Genomic DNA, 22720 nt, shown 5'->3' on the forward strand with positions numbered 1-22720 from the left:
ACGCGGTCACCGTAAACCGCAAGGTTATGCTCTCAGGTTCTAGCGTAATAGGCGGCCAATACGCTGCTTAAATGATCTTGCAGCGCTTTTTCCGCGCCGTCCGCATCGTGGCGACGGATGGCTTCGTAAAGCGTTACGTGCTGCTCATAGCTGCGGCTATTATGCCGAATAATCTTTTCCGGCTCGGTCAGTCCCACCCGCATGGCGATAAGCCAGTCCAGCAGCGCGTGATGGATGGTCAAAAAAAGCGGATTGCCGGGAATGGAGGCCAGCACGCGGTGAAACGCCACATCGGTGCGCACAAACAGCATATTATCCGCCAGTGCCCGGCTGTTGGCCTCCAGCGCCTGCTTTAGTTTGCTTATCTGCGCGTCGGTGGCGTGAACCGCGGCATGGCGTACCAGGCTGGACTCGAAAAACATACGCAACTGCTCGAAATGCTTGATGCCGCCCGGCTGGGTAAGGAAGTCCTTGGCCATACCGGAGAGTTCGCTTATCACGGTATCGGCGGACGGACGGCTCACCCTAGCCCGCTCGCCATTGCTAATCTGCACCAGGCCCTTGCGCTTAAGGGCCGCCAGCGCTTCGCGCACAGATGGCCGGCCCACATGGAAAAAATCCATCAGTTCCCGTTCGGAGGGCAATTGATCGCCTTCGACAAATTCGCCGCGACGAATCATGAACTCCAGTTCTTCCTCAACCATATCCGAAAGCTTCTTGCGCTTTACCGGACGGCTTTGCATAAAGGGAACCTGGTTGTCAGCGGTGGATTGCTTATTCAGACTTGTCATGGGCCTTTCCATTGAACGGATACCAGGGTCAAGGATAACCTATTATACCATCGCGCTACCACCAGGGACCGGCCGCATTTATTCAAATGCGTTGCGCTCGGATTCCTGCCTCAGGATCGTTTTTCCGACGCGCCCGCCAGCGGCTGTGCATTTTGCTGCAAAGCCGCGCTGTTCGCCCTGTGCCGCCGGCGTTGTTCTTTTTCATGCCTGCGCCATTCGTCCCGGGGCATGGCGCCGCTGAACGGCAATCCGTCCACCGTGTCGAATTTAAGCAGCGCCTGTGGACGCAGCCAGCGCTGCAACCGGGACGGCATATCAAAGCCGATAAGCAGCAGCGTCACGAAGGTCAGGCCGAATGACAACGAAGCCAGCGCCGTACCCAGATCCAGCCGCTGGGAAATAGCCGCTCCGAGCACCGGCGCCAGGGCGCCGCCCAGCGCGCCCACGTTGTAGGTGAATCCTAGCCCCGCAGCCCGCTGATGAGTATCGAAGTAGCCGCCCACCAGTTTGGGCAGCAGGCCGGAGATCCCCTGCCCCAGCATTTGCTGGAAAAATAGCAGCGCACCCAGAGCCACCAGATTGGATGAGGTCATGGCGAATACCGGGATGATAAGCAGTTGCGACAAAAACAGGCTATACACATAGGCTTTGCGCGTGCCGAGCCAGTCGCCGATAAAGCCGGCCAGGCAGCACCCCACCGCGGCGCCGAAGCCGCTGAAAAACAGAATATGGGCCACCAGGGTGGGATTGAGGCCCAGCTCGGTTTTAAGATAGGTGGGCAGCAGCGCCTGAATAGGCCAGGAGTAAAGAAAGGCGCTGAACACCACCAGCATCAGCATCACCCCGGTAGGCCAGCGATCGCCGCTGCTTTGCACCATAAAACTGATGAAGACGGCGGCGCAGGCGATGCCAAGAAACGCCGCCACCGCCGCCGGGCCGGCATGACCGGAGAAACAAAGATACAGCATGGCGATAACCGCCGCCGTGGCGATGGCATTCCAAACCCGATGCCTGCCGCGGTAAAGGATATCAATCATCGTCTGTTTATGCCCATGCTGGGTTTTCTGCGCTTGCCATTCCACCGTTTCCGGAATGCTGCGGCGTAGCCAGAGAGCGAAAATAATCGGGACGATACCGATGAAGAACAGCATCCGCCAGCCCCAGATGGGTATGATCACGCTGTAAATCTGCGCCGCAGCCACCGCGCCGATGGCAAAGCCGGAGATGAGAAAGCCGCTGGCCTTATTACGCAAGTGCTGCGGCCAAATTTCGATGACATAGGTCGAGCTGGCGCCATATTCCCCCGCCATGCCCATGCCGATGATCACCCGTGCGACGAAGAGAAAGGTATAGCCGGGCGCCAGTCCGCACGCCAGCGTCCCCAGTGAAAACAGCAGGATGCTGGTGACCATGGCCATACGACGGCCGTATTTATCCCCCAGCGCCCCCAGTATCAGCCCGCCGAACCAGCGGGAAATAAACGCGGCGCTGATAAGAGTAGCGGCCTGCACCGTAGTTAAACCGAAATCCTGTTTGACTTCGGTGAGTACTAGGGCCATCAGGACAAAATCAAAACCATCCAGGGCATAGCCGATCCAGGCCGCGGCGAAGGCCTTCCATTGCGGTAGCGATAGCTGACGATACCAGGGTAGGGTCACAGAGGGTTGACGCATGATAATCTCCTACACTTTGCAGTGCATGTTTATCAGGCCCGGCCGCAACGGAACCGGGAGTCGGCACATAAGGTAAAATAAACCGGTCCCGCTCGCGCGGGCCGGCAGTTTTTTCTAGTTTTTATGGTGTTGAAATTCCGCCTGCAACTCCCTTGCGATACGTTTCAATTCAGGCAGATGATTTTCTTGCACCGGTGAAAAAGGCTTGCGGCACGCGGCGCAGCGAATAACGCCCCATTCCTGGAGGATGGTTTTCAGGCCGCCGAACACGCCCGTTTTTACCAGAACGTCGATCACCTGGTTGCATGAGGACTGTATCCGACGCGCCAGGTCGATATCCCTGTTTGCCAAAGCACGCAGGATGCCTTGGTAGCGCCAGCCCATGACGTTATAGGTACTGCCGATGCCGCCCTGGGCGCCCGCCATCTGGCCGGACAGGAAAATTTCGTCATATCCGTTGTAAAGAATTTTATCGGGATAGGCCCGATGGATCTGTTCAAGCTGATAAAAGTCGCCGGAAGTATGTTTGAGAGCGGCCACGTTCGGCAGCGACAACAGTTCGCCGAGCTCTTCCATCCCGAGCTTCACGCCGCTCATTGCCGGGATATTGTAGATAATCATCGGCTTGCCCTGGGCGGCGGCGATAATGTCACTGTAATGAGCACGCAGTTCGGGAAAAGTGAATGGATAATAAAACGGTGTCACCGCTGACACCGCGTCATAACCATACTCCGCCGCCGCTTCCGCCAGGGCGCAGCTTTCGGCGGTGCTGATGCCGCCTATATGGGCCACCAGCGCCAGCTTGCCTTTTGCTTCTTCTGCCACGATGCGCAGTACCCCCCGCCGCTCGGCGCTGTTTTGCAGCAGCGCCTCAGCGGTGGAACCGCCCACATAAAGCCCATCAACGCCTTGTTGTATGTTATGGCGCACCAGGCTGCGCAGGCTTGCCTCATCAATGCGGAATTGTTCATCGTAGGGGGTCAGCAGTGCGGTAATAACGCCGGTTAATGCAGTTTTCATCATTCCTCCGGAGAGTTCTTTGATTGGAATAACTATATACCTTGATACCTTTTATACCAGTTTAAGAAAAGCAATCTCTAGAGTGAATACGCGTTTTGTGATGAGGATCCTGGTTCTGCCATCATCGCCGCTTATCGGTCAGATACGCGATAATGATAAAGGAATGCCATATCGATCGGTAACGATCGCTATCACTGGGAAATGAGCTAGACAGTTGGCTAAGCATTTAAATTATCATATGTGGTATATAGCTTTATTAAGTATTTACCCGAAGAAGCCCGGTGCTTTTTTGCTAATGAATTTTAGAGCGTGAAGGTAAAAAGATGAAGCTTTACAAATAGATTTATACAGGATATACCTTGAAGTTTGATGCAAACAAAGGCTACAATTCATTAAAAGTTGCAAAGCGGACAATAAATAGACCTGTTGAGAGAAACGAATAGATTGTGAAAAAACCCAGCAAATTATTTATCGTTGCATAGATAAAAAACAACAATTAAAAGCACTAGAACATTATATGAAACCAATCATTTTTAGCATACTAATGATCATCACCTCAAATTCTTTTGCATATGGTAATATACTTTTCTTTTGCACAACCGATGAGGACGACACTATATCCGTGCAAGAATATGAAAATAAACTTAGGATTAAAATAAATAGCTTAATATTTTTTTCCGACGAAAACATAGATTTAATAAAAGAAAGATATTTAAAGAGCATAAAAAAGGTACCTGAATATAATGTCATTACATTTCATGTAAAAGAGGTTGAATATAATCTAGGCTCATTTAAAACAACAGTGAACCAGGCCGAACCGAGCAGTAAGCTGTTTACTTTTTCGACTAAAATGCTACCCATAAAAGAGCTCTATTGTTCATTCGGTGAAGATAATAATAATTTTGAAATCTGGAAAAAGAACGGAAGTTAGATTGTTTTAGTAGCTTAGTTTTAATATCCTATTTTTTATAATGACTATTTTCTCTGCAGTACCCGATTTTTCATATAATGACAGTGCACGCTTATAAGCCTTAAGAGCTTCACCTTTGTCCTTCTTTGTTCCTACAATTTCATTTTTATTTGGATCGTGATATCCCCCCCACAAGTACGCATAGACCCGATTGTTATAAATTGCACTGCTCTCAAAATTGAATGCTCCGTCGGCCATTAAAGCATTCATATGTTGCGCCCGAAGTACTTCCACAGCCTTGTTAAAGTATTGGATTCTATCCTTGTAGCCGTTAAAACCTCCATTAACACGCGCTGTTACCATGTTGAAATCATCAGCTTTTGCGTAATTATTGATATTTTTATTATCGTATTTCATATAAAACCAAAAGGCAGAAGTAACACAATGAGGAGAAGAAAGCAATTTATCCCTACAAGCATCATCAGAAGTAAAATCTTTACCGACTGAAATGCCATATGCCTGGTAGGCGCTTTGAAAAGTTAATTGAATTAACCCCCTCCCATACCATGGAGCATAACTTTTTTTCTCACCATGTATCTCTTTAGTGAGTCTCAGTCCACCACTTTCATGACAGACCTGGGCCAGAAAATGTGCTTTTTCCCGGCAAGTGTCCATTCCATATTGTTTGAATCCGTCATTAAAGGCTTGAACATAAGTTTCCAGAATGCCTTTATTGGCTTCAGGTGCCATTGCACACAGCTCTTCAAGAGTGATATCCCTGTTACAGGCACAAGTATTGGCATCACTCTTAGATATCGCCTCCAAAAACGTCACCGGATGCAAATGCCACAGCGCCTCGCTGCTGCGTATCTCCGGCACGTCCTTCATCCATACCAGCGCATCTATAAACTGCCGGTTGTAAAGCGCCAGGGCCGGCTGATGTTTGCCCTGCTCATCCAGCGCCGCCCGCCACAGCGCCGACATTCCGTCATGCAGCCATTCGCTGTGGTGCTTGACAATAAGACGCTGAACCTGCTTGAGAATATGTGATTGCCGGTTGTGCAGAAACTGCCACAGTCTTTTACTGAATTTTTCCCCATCGCTTTCGAACTCCATCTCCTTGAGCAGCCGCTGGTAGCCCTCGATGTAGGTTAACGAATACATATCGCGGGTGTTCTGTTGCGCCAGCTCGGCGAGCCGCTGAAATCCCTGCCGCAGCCAGCCCTCTCGGGGCGTTTGTCGCACGGTCCGCGGCGGCTCATCCTGCTCCAGCAGGATAAATCCGCGCTTTGCCAGGTCAAACTGATTGACTACGGTCACGTCGCTCTCGGCCAGCCAGGACCTCTCCGCCGGAATCTCATACCACGCGTTATCCCCGGACTTCTGCCAGCGGGTTTTGCTTCGTGGAGTGAAGCGTTCTTCGCCGGTAAGTACCGGGTCGTCGCCGATGACGGACGCCACAAAGGTATTATCCCGCTCCCGGTGGAAATAGCGCGGCTTGCCACGGGGGGAATGAATAAAGGGCTCCCCGGCGGTAACCCCGGCCCGGTTGGCCACAAAATCCGGCAGCCGGCTGTCCTGGCTGAACACCTCAAGATGGCAGAAATGATGCGGGGCGCTGTGGGGCGATTCCAGATAGCCGAGGTGGCCGATAATCTCGCCGGCGCTGACCGGCAGCACGTTGTCGCCGGCCAGGGCGACCACCTCGTTGAATACGCCTTTTTTCCGGGCCGCTTTCATCCAGCGGGGAAGCGCGCCGGCGCCGCCCCGGCGTTTAAGATACTTCTCCTGCCCCGATATCCAGCCGCTCTCTCCCACCGCCAGCCCGGCGGATACCCCTTCGGGCACGGACATGACCCGCACGTACACAAACGGCACGGCCCGGCGGTCCAGCAGAAAGGTCGCCTCCTCCAGGATTTCCACCGTGCTGAGCCGAGGCAACTGCGTGTAGGTATCCCGCGGGGCCGGGTAACGGTTTTGCACATCGTAACAGGTCCGCGCCTGCGCCCCGTCGCCGCCGGGCAGTCCCTGCCGCACCCAGCCCGGCGCGGGATTGTCCCGGCGGACCTTAAGCGCCGTGGCGGCCACCTCGCCGATGACGGTGTCGCTCGCGCCGTACACCGACAGCGGCGCCAACTGCATCCACAGGGTATAAAAATCCAGCCCATGCGCCGGTCTGGCCTTATCGGGCACGCAGGTGGATTTCACCAGAATAAACGTCGTGCTGAATTTCAGGGCGCGTTTGTTGTGGACGGCGGCGCGGTAATCGTCGTTGAGCCGGTAGGCCACGATATGGCCGTCGGTCATGCTTTTCAGGCCGTGACCGGCCGGGCCGTCGGGACGGTAAATTGCCCCGGGGACGAAGCTGTCGAAAAGATGGAGGCCGCCGTGCCAATGGCCCTGCGATTTGAGCAGCCAAAAGGCATCGCCCTGGGTGCCCTGCAGGGCCGACATAAATTCGCTTGCCGATGAATACCCATCCGTGGGCAAAACCATTTTCATCCGTGATCCCTTGTTATATTTCAGGATTCCATTCCCTATGGCAGCATTGATCGCTTTGGAGCGATTTGCAGCCACTACGCCAACGCTGCTTGTCCATAAATTCAGAACGCGATACAACACGTTGAGTTTATTGATAAAAGCGTGGTGAGACAGCGACTTTTAGCATGGGTAGCGGGGGTGTTTCTTGCAAAAATCGCTCTTAACGGGCGGTCGCAGAGAAATATGCGATCCATGTAACATAAAAAGAATAATGATGTTAACAATGTGTTTTTATCATGAAATATTGTCGACAATATTCAATATTCAATCGCACTGCGTAAGGGAGAGTTCACCAGCGGCACAGGAACTGAGCTCTCGCAGAGAAACGCCCGAGCGGTGTAGAGACTTAAGCAATGCGTTTTTTTGTCATTTTCCGGCTGTACTCGTAAGGAACCGGGACGGTGAATGGCATGTTGCGGCGGCTTCTCCGGCGGTTATCCCACCATGGGAATAGACGCTCGGGGCGCCCCTTATCAGGCATCGTGGTCGGGGCGAACACCGACACGGAGGCCTTTACATGCGAGCCGATGGGGGATTGAACAGCCTCTTACCGGCAATGATTACCTGCAAAGCTTGTCGGCGGACGGTTGCCGCCAGGCTGCTACCCGTTTGACGGAGAGTATGACAATGAAATTGATAATGTTCCGGGGAGCGACGGGCAGAGTCTTTATGTTGATTTGCCTGATGTATTTTATTGAATATATAGATCGGGTGAATATCTCTATCGCTGCGCCGCTGCTCAAAACCGAGATGCATCTGTCCAACACGCAGTTGGGGCTTGTCCTTTCCGCTTTTGGTTACTGTTACGCTATTTTCCAGATCATCAACGGCTACATGGGCGATAAAATCGGTCCGCGTCGCATGTTGGCTCTGTCAGGCCTTTTTTGGGCGGCGGGAACGCTGGCCACCGGGCTGTCCGGCGGCCTTATTGCGCTGTTCTTCAGCCGCATGCTGGTAGGGTTGGGTGAAGCGGGAACCATTCCCAACGCCACGCGGGCTATGGGAAACTGGGTGCCGGTGGCGCGCCGCGGATTTGCGCAAGGCTTTACCCATTCGTCGGCACGCGCAGCGGCGGCGATAACGCCGCCTATCATGGTGGCGTTGATTCCGTTGATCGGCTGGCGCGGCGCCTTTGTGGTGCTGGGATGTGCCAGCCTGATATGGGTGGCGCTGTGGTGCTTCTATTTCCGTAACGATCCACGTAAACATCCGAAGGTCACGGAGGATGAGATTGCCCTGTTACCCCCCTATTCAGGACCGGCTCATCGCACACCGGTTCCCTGGCTGGCGCTGACCCGGCGTATCCTGCCGGTAACGCTGGTGTTTTTCTGCCATGCCTGGACATTGTGGCTTTATCTCAGCTGGCTGCCGAGCTTTTTTGTCGGCGAGTACGGCATCAATTTGAAAACATCCGCGCTATTTACCTCGGGCGTGTTTATCGCCGGCGTTCTGGGCAATACCGCCGGCGGGCTGTTAACCGATGCGTGGTTTCAGCGGACCAAGAATATCAATGCGGCGCGACGTAATATCATTATTTTCGCCTTTTTGGGTTCCCTGGCGTTTATGTCCTGCGTCCTGTTCATTCATCAGCAGAATGTGATTGCGCTGTGTCTGGCCGCATCGCTGTTTTTCCTGGAGCTGGCGGAGGGGCCTATCTGGGCGGTGCCGCTGGATGTGGCCCCCGCCTATGCCGGGGTGGCCAGCGGCTTTGTCAGCACCTCGGCGGGGATAGCGGGCGTTGTCTCTCCGCTGGCGTTTGGTTATATCAGCGATGTTACCGGCAGCTACCGGCTGCCGTTCATTATGTCCATTGCGCTGTTGTTATGCGGCGTGGTGCTTTCATTCTGGATCCGGCCGGACCGGCCGCTGCAACGTCTGGAAAAGCTTCCCCCGCAGATGAAATCCGCACGGGTTCATCAATAATTACGATAGGGCGGGATTTCCCCGCCAAAAGCTTGTCCCGGATTCGCCATGCCTTAACGGCATGGCTACTCTCTATCAATAGCCGGAGGTCTCCGCTACCGGGGCTTTGGGCGCATCGATCAAATGCTGCCTGAACACGGTAACAGCCTGAAGGAGTTTTATGGTGCGATCCCGCAGACCATCGGTCACGGAGGTGGTCTCTCCCACCAATAGAGCATTTTGCTGCATGGCCTCATCGAGCTGGGCAACGGCAATATTCACTTGACCGATGCCTTCCGATTGTTCGGTGGTGGCCAGGCTGATTTCACTGATCATTGACGATACGCGGGTTACCTGGTTCACAATATCATGCATGACTTCACCAGCGTTATTCGCCAGTTGGCTGCCGGTGGCGATTTTTTCCACACTGTCATTAATCAAGTCTTTGATTTCTTTGGCGGCATTGGCGCTGCGCTGCGCCAATGACCGCACTTCGCCGGCGACTACCGCGAATCCCCGTCCTGTTTCACCGGCACGCGCCGCTTCAACGGCGGCATTCAGCGCCAGGATATTGGTTTGGAAGGCAATGCCGTCGATGACCGAAATGATCTCGCTGATTTTTTTGCTCGAGCTGGTAATGGTGGCCATGGTTTTCACCACCTGTCCCACCACCGCGCCGCCTTTACTCGCGGCTTCACTGGCGGATTTGGCCTGTTTACTGGCGTTATGGGCGGTATCGGCATTATTTTTCACCGTTGCCGTCATCTGTTCCATGGAGGCGGCGGTTTGTTCAAGGCTGGAGGCCGCATCTTCGCTGCGGGAACTCAGTTCGCCATTGCCCCTGGCTATGCCGTCCCCCGCATGCTGCAAGCCGGATATTTGCTCATTGACATCATCGGTAAATGACCGCAGATTCAATCCCGCCTGATTGATGGCACGCAAAATCATGCCTACTTCATCAACGCGATTTAGAGACATATTACTGTCAAATTGGCCGGCGGCGACGCTAAGCGCCTGTTTCAGCACGCGTTCAAGCGGTCGTGATACCAAAATTTCCATCCAGAGTGAAAGCAATAGGGACATACAAGCGGCCACTGCCACGGTCAGCCCTATTTCTTGCGCAGGAAGCGCCAATAGATATGCGCTTATCAGGCTCAGGGGCACAATCGCCAATGCCCCGCAGCGAATGCGCCATCGCACCGACATGGTTTGCAGACAGGACATCCAGCCAAACAGCCCGCCGCGAAGGGCCAGCCCCTCGTGGAACTTGACGCCGCCGGTTTTACCCGCCGTAAAATTCCGATAAAACCGGTCCGTCTCCTCCACCTCTTTACGCGTTGGTTTGGTGCGAACCGACATATAACCGGTCAACTGGCCGTTGCGAATTATAGGAGTCACATTCGCCCGCACCCAATAATAATCGCCATTCTTGCGACGGTTTTTCACCAGCGCGGTCCATGAGCGGCCGGCCTGTATCGTTTTCCATAAATCGGCAAAGGCTTGGGAGGGCATGTCGGGATGGCGCACGATATTATGAGGCTGCCCCAGAAGTTCATTGGGTTGATAGCCGCTCGCCTGAATAAAGGCAGCATTGGCGTAGGTAATATGGCTCTGCGTATCCGTCACAGACATCAGGGTGGCGTCGTCTGGTAAAATATATTCGTTCTGGGTCACAGGCAGATTGCTACGCATGCTAAAAACCCTGCAATAAGAGGTGGGAAAAATAAAGCGATGGAATCTTATCGGCACCTATTGAACAAACTTTACCTGTTTAGCCTCGCCCTTGTTTAATTTATATCCTGCATCACACAGCGCGTGGTCCGGCGATATAGCCGATACGATAGCGATCCGGGAAGCCGGGTTCCTCCGGCCGGCTTGAGAAACGAGCGCGAAGCACACGCCAACGGCTGCAGTCCCAGGCCGTGAGCTCATTCCCGCCGCCCGGTTGCAACGCCTCCGTCAGAGTAGTGTAGGGTGTAATGATGTGGGTGGAGATCGTTGCGAAGAGGCAACCGTCAATGGCGGTCAGATCGGGCGAGGATATTACCGTCCAACACTCAATGACCGGCCAGCCAAAGTCGTGAATCAGCTTTTCAAAAGCGTCGCTTTGCAAAAAGCCGGTCATTGCCGTGCCGTCCCGCCATACATAGAGCGGCGCGTAGCGATTCTCTTTGCCGTCAGGGGACACTCCACCGCGACGGGCATACAGGTAGGTCTTGAATACCAGACCGGGATAATTATCCAGCCGGGCGCCATTATCATGGATGCGCTGTTCGATGATGGACATATCATAGTCAGCCGGCAGGGTGAAACGATATTGCATGGCAATCATACGCGCTCCGGGGAGTAAAGTTGGCCATTGCCGAAACACCAGTCTTCCGGCGAGTTAAAACGCACCACGATCATCACATCTTCCGGCCGGATGCCGGGGCTTTCTTCCAGTCGCTGCGTCAACAGCCGGTAGAAATTCGCCTTCTGATCGCGGCTTCGCGGGCGTCCGGCGGTGATGTGAAATTGCACCTGCAGTGGTGAACGGATGCCGGTGAGATAATGCGGATCGCTGATAAGGCGCGATTCAGGCAGGCATTCTATGACCTGGAAACGATCGCCGTCCGGCACGTCAAAAGCGTCCACCAGCGTGCGGTGTAGCTGATTCGATAGCTGTGCCAGCCATGTCTCGCTGCGGCCTTCGGCCAAGATAATACGGGTAAAAGGCATCAGGATTCCTCCTCGGGCAAACAGGCCAGCGCAGTGGCGGCGGCCGGCCAACCGGCGTAAAAAGCCAGATGGGTTATCATCTCCACCAGTTCCTGTCGCGTCAGGCCATTCGCTAACCCATAGCGGAAATGCCACGCTAATTGCCGCTCGCGTCCCAAGGCAATCAGCGCCGCCAGCGTTGCCAGGCTGCGATCCCGCGGCGACAGCGGCGAACGTTGCCAGATATCGCCAAACAGTATCTGTTCGCTGAGCTCCGCCAGTTTGGGGGCCACACTGATCATCTGTTGCAATGCCGCGTTTTCTGCCATGGTTAACTCCATCAATTGTTGATGTAGCTATTGTGAAAGCAGGGCTTGATTTATAAAATCAAAACTATCAGCATTGACGATCCCATAAAACAGGACATTTACTGAAACGACCGGTCACACTGGATGGTGAAGCCCTGCGTTCGTTTGTGTCAGGCATCGAGGCAGGAAGCTTCGCCATCGCCGCGCAGCGCTTAAACCGTTCCACTTCCGCCGTCAGCGCACATCTGAAAAAACTCGAACAGCAATGCGGCACTGCATTAGTGGTTAGAACCGGCCGGCATCTGACGCTGACCCCCAGCGGCGAAGTCCTGCTGGGTTTTGCCCGCCGCCTGCTGACGCTCAATGATGAAGCCTATCAAGCGCTGTGCGGCATGACCTTGCAGGGAGAAGTGAGGTTCGGCATGCAGGAAGACTTTGGCGAAACGCTGTTGCCCGCGGTATTGGGAGATTTTTCACGTGCTCATGGGGATGTACAGATTGCCGCACGCATTGGACGCAATCAGGAGTTGAAACAAGCCATTAAGGAGCAGCGATTGGATCTGGCGCTGATTTGGCAGGATGAAGCCCCGCCAATGCCGGGTGAACTGTTGACCGAACTGCCGGTGCGCTGGTTATCTCATCCCCGTTTGGACGCCGCGGCCCTGATTGCCGGCGGGCGGCCATTACCGCTGGTGATGTTTGAGACGCCCTGCCTGTTCCGCAAACGGGCGATAGAAGCGTTGGATCGCGCAGCCATTCCCTGGCGGGTGGTATTCGAAAGCCGCAGCCTCGGAGGCATCTGGGCGGCGGTAACGGCCGGGCTGGGCCTGACGTTACGTACCTTGATGGGCAAACCCGCTGAACTTAACGCCCTTCCCCATCCGTTGCTGCCGGATGCCGGTTCGTTAGGGGTAGCGCTGCTGCAATCGGACATTGCGCTGAGCCCCGCCGCAGAGCGGTTACGGGACATTATCCAACAGGCCCTGCTTGTGCATCACGCCCGCCTGGGCGGCGGATAAGCTCAAGGGGACCTTCCCGGTCCCCTTGGCTACTCTACTATCATCAAAAAATCTAATTATTATTCACAATGGCCGAAGATATCCTCGAAGAACAGCATTCTTGAACGGCTTTTCAATGAATGTTTTTGCTCATCCAGGTATCTACGAACTTGGCGGCTTGCAGGTTATTTTTCTCCAGCATGATGAAATGGCCGTTGCCGTTTATTCCTACGCTCGGCAGGCGAATAAAATCGTTTTTGACCCCCGCTTGCGCCAGGTATTTTGAAGTGCACAGGTCAAAGGGGACATGGTATGACGCCGCGCTGCCCACCATCAGGATAGGGACCTGAGCCAGAGCGGCCAGTTTACGAACCGGCTCTGCCTGCAGCCAGCAGGGGGCAATATCCGGCTTATCTGATTTTGTCTGCTCTACGGGCTTAAGGTCTGAGGTATCGACAAGAGGCGGATCATAGGTTAACTGAGTCTGCGTCAGGCCATAAGGCCGGGCTATTTTGTTGCCGTATTTGAACCACCCGGGCGCACCGGTATCCTTGATATTGTAAAAAGGCGGTCCGCTGGACTCGATGGCGATCACCCCTTTGACGCTCTTCGGGCGATCGTTCGCGATACCCCAGCCGATGGGGCCGGATTGTGAGTGGGTCAGCAGGATGACCGGTCCTATCTTATCAATCAGCGCATCGGCGGCGGCCCGGTTGAGCGTCTCGTTTTGCTGAAGATTGGTCATGTCCTCCATCTGCGAAGCGTAGAATTGATCGAAGGTCGCATCACCCGGCTTGCCCTCTCCCGGCCACTGGGTATGTTCCTTGGCTTGGGGATAAAGGGCCGTATCCTGCTGGCGGGAAAACCATTGGATGGAGTAGCTGGTATCGGGCTTGCGGGTCGGTCCGTAAGCATCGGGGAAATAGCCGGAACGTCCGCGCCCCACTTGATCCACCACGTATACCGCATAACCGCGGCTCAAGAAATAGGTTGCCCAGCCCTCGCGGCCGTCGGGCGTTTCATAATAGCCTTCACCCGTTTGCCCGCCGCCGTGAATCATTAACAACGGATAGGGGTGCGTTTGTTTAGCGGGAATCTGGTATTGCACATACATTTGCCCCGACATGCGCTGCCCCTTGCTTGTCGGCGTATATTTACCGACGACAAAAAAATTACCCTGGCTGGCAATGGAGATCGGCCCCCCTTCGATAGGCGCTGAATGGATGGCTTTCGCGGGTTCTTGCGCTGACGTGCTGGTGAGCGTTGCTCCATAAAAAACGGCGGTTATGCAGAGACATCCTAAAATATCCGGACCTTTCATCGTCGCTTACCTTCTTGTTGAGTAGGTTATTTTCACTACCGCTACCCCGGCTACTATTTCGACATCGACGGCTTAACCTGAAAAGTAGTCAATAATTTCCACATAGCAGAAAATATTTATTTACTACAGACATCACTGCGAGATATAAGAGATATTGAAGTCAGCGTCAAGAACAGCCGCCGTTTTACTATCGACAATGTGATGCAGGAATCTTTTTCGCTGGTTTTACGACCACGCGGATATATCAGCCATTGCCGGGAAGGGAGTAAAGCAGAGCAACGCCAACGGTTTATCGGGCTAAGGGCAAGCGGAGAACGTCGGCAAGATGATCGAGGATGACCCGCGTTTTGGGCGGCATACGGTGGCCAACGGGAATCAAGGCATGCACCGGCGCACCCTCGACGTCGGCTGCAGGCAGAACGTGATGCAGCGCCCCGGAGAGAACATAGGGTTGGGCAACCCTGTTGAACAGCTGGGCAATGCCCAGGCCGTTGATGGCGGCATCAACCATCGCCCCGCCATCGGACAGAATCATCGCGGGATCAGGGGAAAGGTCCATTGTTTGACCACCGTCCCATAGGGTCCATGGGCGCAGGCGGCCAGAGATGGTGCGAAACATGATGGCTTGCTGGTTGCACAACTGCTTCACTGACATGATGGGGTCGCGCTCTGCCAAATAAGCGGCTGACGCATACAATCCGAGACGGAGATCGCAAAGCTTGCGCACGGTCATCTCGCCCTCGGCGGGAAGATGCCCGATGCGAACCACGATATCCCATCCTTCCCCCACGGCGTCCACATGGCGATCGTCCAGGGTGAACTCCAGGGTAATTTTCGGGTAGCGTTTTTGGATGACGGTAAAGGTGGGTAATAACAGCCTGCCCAGACCCACCGGAACATTCAGACGCACCCGCCCGGCGGGATCTTCATGGCGCGCCGCCAGCAATACTTCCGCCTCGCTTAACCCTTCCAGCGCGGTCCGCGCCGCTTGCAGATAGATTTCCCCATCTTCCGTCAGACGGACTACCCGGGTAGTGCGCTGGAACAGACTGGTGCCGAGCCGGCGCTCCAGACGCTGCACCGCCTTGCCGACGTTTGATTTACTGGTGCCCAGCTGTTCGGCCGCGCGGGTAAAGCTGGCGTTCTGCGCCACCACGATGAACGTGGCGATATCCAGCATGGCGGGTGGAGATTGGACCATGGTTCTATCCAAAGCGACATTACGCGGTCAGTACGGTGGAATGTCGCCAGAGTGTAGATCAACGAGAGACTGTACGTCACGCCCCTCTTGCTTAAGCCATCCCTGCCGAAGCACTTTTCAACCGGCTCCGATATGCCTGATATCGTCTTCCTCGATAGTGCCATGATCCAGTCGGAAAACGCGGTTGCATAACCGTCTGATTAAATTATGATCGTGGGACGCAAATACAAATATATCCGTCCCGGCAATCCAATCGTGCATCCGCGTCTCCGCCTTTTTCTGGAAGGAAGCGTCGCCGGTAGCGAACATTTCGTCAATCAGCAGGATTTCCGGCCTGACGGATGTCGCTACCGAGAACATTAGCCGCATTGTCATGCCTGAAGAATAGGTCCGCACCGGCAGGACCAGGAAATCGCCTAACTCGCTGAAATCTTCGATATCGGGTATTTTTGCCTTGGCCGCCGAAACGGAATGCCCCATCAGCAACAGCATGCGCATGATATTTTCGTAACCCGAGAGTTCAGGGTCCATACCGGCGCCCAGTTCAAAAACCGTGGAGACCGACCCTGTCCGGATGATGCTTCCCGAGGTGGCGCCGTATATCCCGGCCATGGTACGCAATAAGGTACTTTTGCCGGCGCCGTTATGCCCGATCAGTCCGACGGCGTCCCCGTTGCCTAAAGCAAAACTGACATGATCCAGGGCAGTGACGGTCACGATGGCGTTGCCGCTGCTGCCAATGCATCCTCCTGAGCCGATCCTGACCAATTGATTGCGCAACGATTGCGAATGGGCGTTATAAATGGGATAGGTCACCGTGACATCATCAAAAACAAGGGCCGCCATGGTTATATCCAAAATGCCAGACGGGGAGCATGGCGGTTGAAAAACAGCAGCGTCGCCGTCCAGCCCCCTATGGCCATGATAATTACCGTTTGGTAAACAAAACCGGCGGGGACAGTGCCAAATATCGGATCGCGCACCAACGTGACAAAATAGGTAAAGGGATTCAGCCAGATAATGGCCTGGCTGACACCCCCATGACCGGCCTTGTAAATGACGGGGGTCAGGAAGAACACAATGGGCATCAGGGATTGCACTATCTGCTCCACATCACGAAAGCGGGCACCGATAAGGCCAAGCAATACCGAGATCCATAACAGATTAAGCACCACCAGGCCGAAACCGATGACGCTCAATAAATTTACCCAGCTCAATGATTGAGGATAAACCATCAAAACACCTACCAGCACCAGTAGATTATGGCCAAGAGAAATACATTGACGGGCAATCAGCTGAATGGGGTGGATAAAAAAAGGCAACTGCAAGTTGCGGATAATCTGCGACTGACGAACAAAAACGCCGGTACTCTCGGTGACGGTCCCGGAGATAAATTGCCACAGCAGCAATCCCACGGTTAACGAAGGAATAAACTGGCTGCGATCCTGATGCAGCAGCTGGCTCCAGACCAGGCCCAGGCCCACGACGCCAATCGCCGCTCCCAGCGTCAGCCAGAGCGGCCCGAGCATGCTTCTCTTGTACCGCGCTTTGGTATCGCTATAGGCCAAATGAGAAACGAGCGGCAGATGGCGAACGCTTTTTATTAAATCATTTATTGCAAAATACATTGCCGCAGCTAATCCTACATGAGATATCTATTTCCAGTCATAGTTATAGTCTGGCATGAATCATGAAATGCATTGCTTTTCCATGGCGGAAAGAAAATAAATTCAAAACGGTTCCCTTCCGGAGAGAGTGTAACGCCAGTTTAATAAAAAACACCAGGGTTTACTTTGGGCAGGATGTTATTTACTTTTTGCCTATTAACCTGGAAAAGCCTCTTAGACATCTGCTTCACTTCTGGAAGATACAAAATAACTAAATTACTGTTAATAACATATTTAACACATAAAGTAGAAATAACGTATTAATGCCCTCGCAACCCCGACTTCTTGAACTAACATAACCAACTGATATATTCCCTTCATCGTACATGACGATATTTCCATCTAAGCGCTTTGTTTCATCATTATTCCACCTTCGATTATAACTTTATGGATCAATGACTCAAACATACTCAAAGAAATATCAAACAGGAGCATTGATGGATATGGTGTACCAGCAAGATCGATTAACACTTAAGGTTGCCATTTTGATGGGTACTTATAATGCCCAACGATTTTTGGCAAGGCAATTGGATTCCATCGCGGCGCAAAGCTGGCAGGAGTGGTCGATCTGGATCTCCGATGATGGTTCCCGCGATGAGAGTTTGTCCATCATCTCTGCCTTCCAGCAAAAATGGGGGGCGAAACGGCTGGTGCTGTTGGCGGGTCCGCAAAGAGGATTTGCCGAAAACTTTATGTCCCTGGTATGCAATCCGGCCATCAAAGCGGATTATTATGCCTATGCCGATCAGGACGATATATGGGAGGCGGATAAGCTCAGCCGCGCCCTTGATATTTTGCGCAAAAATGGGCAAGGGTTACCCGCCATGTATTGTTCGAGGACAAGATTAATCGACGAGTTCGACCGTGAGCTGGGCTTATCTCCCTTATTTACCAAGCAGCCGAGCTTTGCCAATGCCTTAACGCAAAGTCTTGGCGGCGGAAATACCATGATATTTAATCAGTCGGCCCGGGAGCTTCTGCTTGAGGCCGGGCGAGTGACCGTTATTTCCCATGATTGGTGGACCTATATGGTTGTCACCGGCTGCGGCGGCTGCGCTATTTATGATGAATATCCATCGGTGCGTTACCGTCAGCATTCGAATAATTTAGTGGGTACCAATACAGGCTGGCGCAATAACATGACACGGATTCGCCGGCTATGGCGGGGTGAATTCAGAAAATGGATTGATTGTAATGTATTAGCCTTACAGCATATCAGCAAACATTTGAATCGGGAAAATGCCCGACTATTACACCAATTTATGGTGGCCCGCGGCATTTGGCTATTGCCGAGGCTGGTGGTCCTCAAGCAGACAGGTATTTACCGGCAAACGTGGCTTGGAAATCTGGGTTTGATATTTGCCGCTATTTTTAAAAAGGTTTGAAGATATGAGCATAATGGTAACCGGCGGCGCCGGGTTTATCGGCAGTAATTTTGTACTGGATTGGTTAGCGTTATCGAATGAGCCGGTGATTAACCTGGATAAGCTGACCTATGCTGGAAATAGAGGAAATCTGGCGACGCTGATTCACGATCCCCGCCATACCTTGGTTCAAGGGGATATCGGTGACGCATTGCTATTGGCCAGCCTGCTGGAAAAATTCCGGCCGCGCTGCGTAATCCATTTCGCGGCGGAAAGCCATGTCGATCGATCCATTTTAAATCCCGGCGATTTTATTCAAACCAATGTGGTAGGCACTTTTCATTTGCTGGAGGCGGTGCGGAAATACTGGATGTCCGGCGGCGACGCCTTGAAAGCCGGCTTTCGCTTTTTACATGTCTCAACGGATGAAGTCTATGGCTCCCTGGACAACGTAGCGCCGGCTTTTCGCGAAACGGACAGATACGAGCCCAACAGCCCCTATTCCGCCAGCAAGGCCGCAAGCGATCATCTGGTGCGCAGCTATTTCCATACCTACGGCCTGCCGGTGATAACCACCCACTGTTCCAACAATTATGGTCCGTACCAATTCCCGGAAAAATTGATTCCGCTGATTATCCATAACGCATTAACGGGCAAAACCCTGCCCCTGTATGGCGACGGCCGGCAGGTAAGAGACTGGTTATATGTGAAGGATCACTGCGCCGCCCTTCGCTGCGTACTGGCGGCCGGCGAAGTGGGGCAAACCTATAATATCGGCGGTTGGAATGAAAAAACCAATATCGAGGTCGTGCAGACTTTGTGCCTGATCCTGGATCGGTTATGCCCTCCGGCCAGGGGGAAATCCTATGCCGGGCAAATCGCCCATATACAAGATAGACCGGGGCACGATCGCCGGTATGCGCTGAATGCCTCCAAGCTTGAAAACCGATTGGGCTGGAAACCGGTGGAAACCTTCGAGACGGGAATGGATAAAACGGTGCGCTGGTATCTGGAGCACCGGTCCTGGGTGGAGAATGTCACCAGCGGTAGCTATCTGCGCTGGGTTGAAAAACAGTATCAGGGAAAAGAGGCTTTGCCATGACCGCGGCATCGTACCGTATTTGTGCGGTTATCGTCACCTATGAGCCTGATTTACCGCTATTTGCCGACGTAATAGCCGCCATAAGCGGACAGGTGCAGGAAGTCATCATCGTCGATAACGGGTCTGCGGCATGTTGCCGCGCCGCGCTGGGTGAAATCGTCCGGGTTTCAGCGCATCGGCATCTTCTCCTGCATGAAGATAACCAAGGCATCGCCGCCGGCCAAAATCGCGGTATTACCCTGTCCCGGGCGTGGGGATGTACCCATACGCTGCTGCTAGATCAAGACAGCATCCCCGCCGCCGATATGGTTCGGCAATTATTGATGGTGGAGTCCGGTCTGCTGGCGCGCGGCATCAAGGTGGGAGCCGTTGGCGCCACGGCGGTCGACCGGCGGACTTCCACCCGGGCCGGGTTCGTGCGCAAACGGGGGATGCTGATTCACCGCTGCACTCCCCCTCCGCGGGAAGAGCATATCGAGACCGATTTTCTCATTTCATCCGGAACCCTGATCCGCACCGCCGTTTTCAAAGATACCGGCCTGTTGAACGACGGCTATTTTATCGATCATGTCGATACGGAATGGTGCTTTCGGGCGACCCATAAGGGCTATCGTCTTTTTGGTTCGAAGAAAGCGCTGTTAAGCCATTGCCTCGGCGAGACCGTCATCAAAATATGGTTTGCCCGCTGGCGCGAGGTCCCGCAGCATAACCCGCTGAGAAATTATTATACGTTCAGAAATACCATCAGGATGATTTACCATACCCCCATGAGCGCCTCCTGGCGTCTCGCCCATTGCTACCGCCTGGCGATGTTCTTTACCTTTTGCCTCATCGCCGGCAAGCCGAGGTTATTGCGTCTGAAAATGATGCTCCTCGGTTTGGCCCACGGCGTTAAAGGCGTGCAGGGCATCTTTACCCCTGACAGAAGAACATGATCCGCACGGCAGGGCCGCTTGCTGACAAAGCGCCAGGCCCGGACAGGCCGGGCCTTTATGTCAACATCCCCCGGCACCGATCCGTTCAACCGGTCAGGATACCGGCTCCTCCCTAGGGGTCATTACCGCTGAATCCAGATTTTCCATTACGTACCGGTAGATGCCGTCCATTTGCTGCTCCCATGATAACGGCGCCATGGTGGCGAGGCCGCCGTCGGCCAGCCGCTGTCGCAGCGAACGGTCATGATAAAGCGCGCTGAACGCCTCCAGCATCGCCTGTGGTACGGGATCCGCCAGGCAGGCATTTATCCCGTGCCGGCAGTGCCACTCCACATGCGGGCCGTTGTTGCAAATGACCGGCACCCCGGAAGCCATTAACTCAACGGGCAAATAGGAAAGATTGGTCCCGGAAAAGGCCATGCCGATATCACAGGTACGGTAAAGATCGCCGGTCTCCTTAAGCGTCAAATTGCCCATCAGCGTCGCCGGAAAGGGGGGTCGGGCCTGTAAATCCAGCCCCGCGATCACAATTTCAACGTCAGGAAACCGTTCAGCGATTTTTTTCAGCGCGGCCATTCCCAAATCAAAGCAGCGGCGCTCCGTAGAGGGCCGGCCGTAAAAAAACAGCCGCGACACCTTCTCGCGTACGCGGTAGTCCTTCACGCGCGGAGGGTGGAAAATTTGGCGATCCGCGGCAAAAAGAAAGTTCCGCGCCCGGCCGCCATGGGATTCATAGCACTGTTTCAGCCAACCGCCGCCGGTAATACCGATAAAACCAAAACCGTAGGTGGCGTTTGCCTGCATGGATGTCGTGCCGTAAGCGTAAAAAAGGCTCTCGTAATCCTGCATAAAATAAAATTTTTTATTGGTAAACTCGAAGGCCCTTACGTCATAGGCGGACTGCCAGGTGGTGGCGATGGCGGCGGTGCAGGAAGGCAATAAAGCCGGATCGATCATAACCTCTAACTGGCAATCCGGCAGCGCCGACATAAGCTCCTCTTGCAAATGTTTTACCGAGTGATGCCGGCGATTATCATGGATAAAAATAATATTCCGAGTGTCAAACCTGGCGAAATGATTGGCAAAACGAAATAAGGTATAATGACCTCCGCCCCAAACATTCGTCCAATCCGGCACAAACCAGATGAATGTCGGCCGCGGGTCTTTATTGGCAACCGGAACCACGGTACCGCCGTATTCAGTCCAGGGCTTATAATCAAGCACCGTGCCATAAGTCATTTCCGGATCCAGGTTTGTCATACCGGGCCAGACGCAGTGATGGCCGGCATTGACCTTTTGGTGTAATAACACAAAGAAACGGGGAAACTGCTTGAATAAGGCGAAAATAACGGCGTTACCCCAGCCAAATTCCTTGGCGTATTGCATAAAAAGTTTGATTTTATCATTCATGATTATGTTATTAGCCTTGGAAAGTAGCAATATATCTTGCGAGATCATCTTTCCAGTAACCGGGATTAATCGACTCGTCCAATGTGGATAAATAAAGGGATTTAATACCTTCAGAAAAAGGCCGAGGGGCCGACAGTGGGAACATGGAAGACTGAACGGGAACAATATCCCCCCGATAGTTCAAAAGATCGCCAATGGCGCGCGCGATATCGAAGCGGCTGATGGTTCCATTGCTGGCGAAATGAAAGGTGCCGGTTTGGCGCTGATTAATTGCCCACAGGATAAATTCGCTTAACTGAACGGCGTAGGTAATACTCCCCAACCGATCGCTCACCGCTTTCAACTCTGCCGCTCCATTTTTTATTTGCTGAATGATCTTGCCGACAAATTTATGATCTTTCCCCGGCCCGCCGCCTATCATCCAGCCGGCACGAAGAATCAGGTGCCGCTCGGGGCAATTGGCTTTCACCGCTTCTTCGCCGTTTAACTTTGAGCGGCCGTAATAATTTGTGGGAATGGGAATATCCAGTTCGTTATAGCTGATTTTGCCTTCTGCGCCGAAAACGTTTGAAGAAGAAATATACAGTAACCATGCGCCGCAGGCTTCAGCCGCCTTGGCAATTTGTTCCGTTGCCAGATGATTGCATATACCGGCCCGTGCCGGTTCTCTTTCACATAAATCCACATCGGTTTCAGCGGCAAAATGCAAAATGACATTCGGCCTCGCTTCCCTGATAAAGGAATAAATACACTTGGGATTCGACAGATCAAAGCGGTGGCGGTCAGCAACCACTATTTCGCAATGGGTATCACTCAACGCATTGGCAACATAGACACCGAGCATGCCGGTGCCGCCGGTAATGAATATTTTATCAGACAT

Annotated in this window: 20 protein-coding genes; 6 read left to right on the forward strand and 14 right to left on the reverse strand. The window is 53.5% G+C overall.

The genetic code is table 11. The features are described 5' to 3' along the window. Window positions 1-32: 32 nt before the first annotated feature. The 3 genes from ACL2XO_RS00635 to nanA all read right to left on the reverse strand — a co-directional run bounded on the left by ACL2XO_RS00635 (window position 33) and on the right by nanA (window position 3484). On the reverse strand, window positions 33-791 hold the full coding sequence (locus ACL2XO_RS00635) for a transcriptional regulator NanR (RefSeq protein ID WP_413741990.1): 759 nt from the start codon (window positions 789-791) through the stop codon (window positions 33-35). Window positions 792-901: 110 nt separating this feature from the next. Continuing rightward, a complete protein-coding gene (locus tag ACL2XO_RS00640; RefSeq protein WP_413741991.1) occupies window positions 902-2464 on the reverse strand; it encodes an MFS transporter in 1563 nt (520 codons plus the stop codon). A 114-nt stretch (window positions 2465-2578) separates the two neighbouring features. After that, a complete protein-coding gene (nanA, locus tag ACL2XO_RS00645; RefSeq protein WP_413743014.1) occupies window positions 2579-3484 on the reverse strand; it encodes an N-acetylneuraminate lyase in 906 nt (301 codons plus the stop codon). Window positions 3485-4001: 517 nt separating this feature from the next. Here nanA and ACL2XO_RS00650 point away from each other — a divergent pair. Beyond that, window positions 4002-4415: a hypothetical protein gene (locus ACL2XO_RS00650; RefSeq protein ID WP_413741992.1), complete on the forward strand. Its 414-nt coding sequence runs from the start codon at window positions 4002-4004 to the stop codon at window positions 4413-4415. A 6-nt stretch (window positions 4416-4421) separates the two neighbouring features. Here the strand turns inward: ACL2XO_RS00650 and ACL2XO_RS00655 are convergent, their stop codons facing one another. Further along, window positions 4422-6896 (reverse strand): glycoside hydrolase family 19 protein, encoded by a 2475-nt coding sequence (locus ACL2XO_RS00655; RefSeq protein ID WP_413741993.1) that lies wholly within the window; start codon window positions 6894-6896, stop codon window positions 4422-4424. Between the two features lie 666 nt (window positions 6897-7562). On the opposite strand from ACL2XO_RS00655, the gene ACL2XO_RS00660 reads away from it, so the two are divergent. Next, window positions 7563-8858 (forward strand): MFS transporter, encoded by a 1296-nt coding sequence (locus tag ACL2XO_RS00660; protein WP_413726102.1) that lies wholly within the window; start codon window positions 7563-7565, stop codon window positions 8856-8858. A gap of 75 nt (window positions 8859-8933) precedes the next feature. Here the strand turns inward: ACL2XO_RS00660 and ACL2XO_RS00665 are convergent, their stop codons facing one another. From ACL2XO_RS00665 to ACL2XO_RS00680, 4 genes are all read right to left on the reverse strand, one after another. Then, entirely contained in the window at window positions 8934-10529 is a 1596-nt protein-coding gene (locus tag ACL2XO_RS00665) for a methyl-accepting chemotaxis protein (RefSeq protein WP_413741994.1), read from the reverse strand. 112 nt (window positions 10530-10641) lie between these two features. Next, entirely contained in the window at window positions 10642-11169 is a 528-nt protein-coding gene (locus ACL2XO_RS00670) for a DUF4865 family protein (protein ID WP_413726104.1), read from the reverse strand. Further along, a complete protein-coding gene (locus tag ACL2XO_RS00675) occupies window positions 11166-11555 on the reverse strand; it encodes a tautomerase family protein (RefSeq protein ID WP_132924214.1) in 390 nt (129 codons plus the stop codon). Before ACL2XO_RS00675 ends, ACL2XO_RS00670 begins: the two co-directional genes overlap by 4 nt. Next, window positions 11555-11863, reverse strand: a complete 309-nt coding sequence (locus ACL2XO_RS00680) for a carboxymuconolactone decarboxylase family protein (protein ID WP_132924213.1) — start codon at window positions 11861-11863, stop codon at window positions 11555-11557. The genes ACL2XO_RS00675 and ACL2XO_RS00680 overlap by 1 nt, the downstream gene beginning before the upstream one ends. 146 nt (window positions 11864-12009) lie before the next feature. Between ACL2XO_RS00680 and ACL2XO_RS00685 the strand changes: the two genes are divergently transcribed. After that, on the forward strand, window positions 12010-12861 hold the full coding sequence (locus ACL2XO_RS00685; protein ID WP_413741995.1) for a LysR substrate-binding domain-containing protein: 852 nt from the start codon (window positions 12010-12012) through the stop codon (window positions 12859-12861). A gap of 112 nt (window positions 12862-12973) precedes the next feature. Here ACL2XO_RS00685 and ACL2XO_RS00690 read toward each other — a convergent pair whose 3' ends face one another. The 4 genes from ACL2XO_RS00690 to ACL2XO_RS00705 all read right to left on the reverse strand — a co-directional run bounded on the left by ACL2XO_RS00690 (window position 12974) and on the right by ACL2XO_RS00705 (window position 16990). After that, complete coding sequence (locus tag ACL2XO_RS00690) at window positions 12974-14161, reverse strand: alpha/beta hydrolase (protein WP_413726108.1); 1188 nt, start codon at window positions 14159-14161, stop codon at window positions 12974-12976. A 289-nt stretch (window positions 14162-14450) separates the two neighbouring features. After that, complete coding sequence (locus tag ACL2XO_RS00695; protein WP_132924210.1) at window positions 14451-15362, reverse strand: LysR family transcriptional regulator; 912 nt, start codon at window positions 15360-15362, stop codon at window positions 14451-14453. 117 nt (window positions 15363-15479) lie between these two features. Next, complete coding sequence (locus tag ACL2XO_RS00700; RefSeq protein WP_413741996.1) at window positions 15480-16208, reverse strand: ABC transporter ATP-binding protein; 729 nt, start codon at window positions 16206-16208, stop codon at window positions 15480-15482. Between the two features lie 2 nt (window positions 16209-16210). After that, complete coding sequence (locus ACL2XO_RS00705) at window positions 16211-16990, reverse strand: ABC transporter permease (RefSeq protein WP_413726110.1); 780 nt, start codon at window positions 16988-16990, stop codon at window positions 16211-16213. Window positions 16991-17517: 527 nt separating this feature from the next. Here ACL2XO_RS00705 and ACL2XO_RS00710 point away from each other — a divergent pair. Genes ACL2XO_RS00710 through ACL2XO_RS00720 form a run of 3 tightly spaced genes read left to right on the forward strand, consistent with a single transcriptional unit; the run spans window position 17518 to window position 20430 of the window. Further along, complete coding sequence (locus tag ACL2XO_RS00710; RefSeq protein WP_413741997.1) at window positions 17518-18414, forward strand: glycosyltransferase family 2 protein; 897 nt, start codon at window positions 17518-17520, stop codon at window positions 18412-18414. 4 nt (window positions 18415-18418) lie between these two features. Further along, window positions 18419-19495, forward strand: a complete 1077-nt coding sequence (rfbB, locus tag ACL2XO_RS00715) for a dTDP-glucose 4,6-dehydratase (protein WP_413726112.1) — start codon at window positions 18419-18421, stop codon at window positions 19493-19495. Further along, entirely contained in the window at window positions 19492-20430 is a 939-nt protein-coding gene (locus ACL2XO_RS00720) for a rhamnosyltransferase (RefSeq protein WP_413726113.1), read from the forward strand. The genes rfbB and ACL2XO_RS00720 overlap by 4 nt, the downstream gene beginning before the upstream one ends. Before the next feature lie 93 nt (window positions 20431-20523). Here the strand turns inward: ACL2XO_RS00720 and ACL2XO_RS00725 are convergent, their stop codons facing one another. Further along, the gene (locus ACL2XO_RS00725) at window positions 20524-21840 is read right to left on the reverse strand and encodes a glycosyltransferase family 4 protein (RefSeq protein ID WP_413726114.1); all 1317 of its coding nucleotides are present in this window, start codon (window positions 21838-21840) and stop codon (window positions 20524-20526) included. 10 nt (window positions 21841-21850) lie between these two features. Further along, the gene (locus ACL2XO_RS00730) at window positions 21851-22720 is read right to left on the reverse strand and encodes an SDR family oxidoreductase (RefSeq protein ID WP_413726115.1); all 870 of its coding nucleotides are present in this window, start codon (window positions 22718-22720) and stop codon (window positions 21851-21853) included.

It is taken from the genome of Sodalis sp. RH15 (genome assembly GCF_047324255.1).
Classification (GTDB): domain Bacteria; phylum Pseudomonadota; class Gammaproteobacteria; order Enterobacterales; family Enterobacteriaceae; genus Acerihabitans; species Acerihabitans ligni.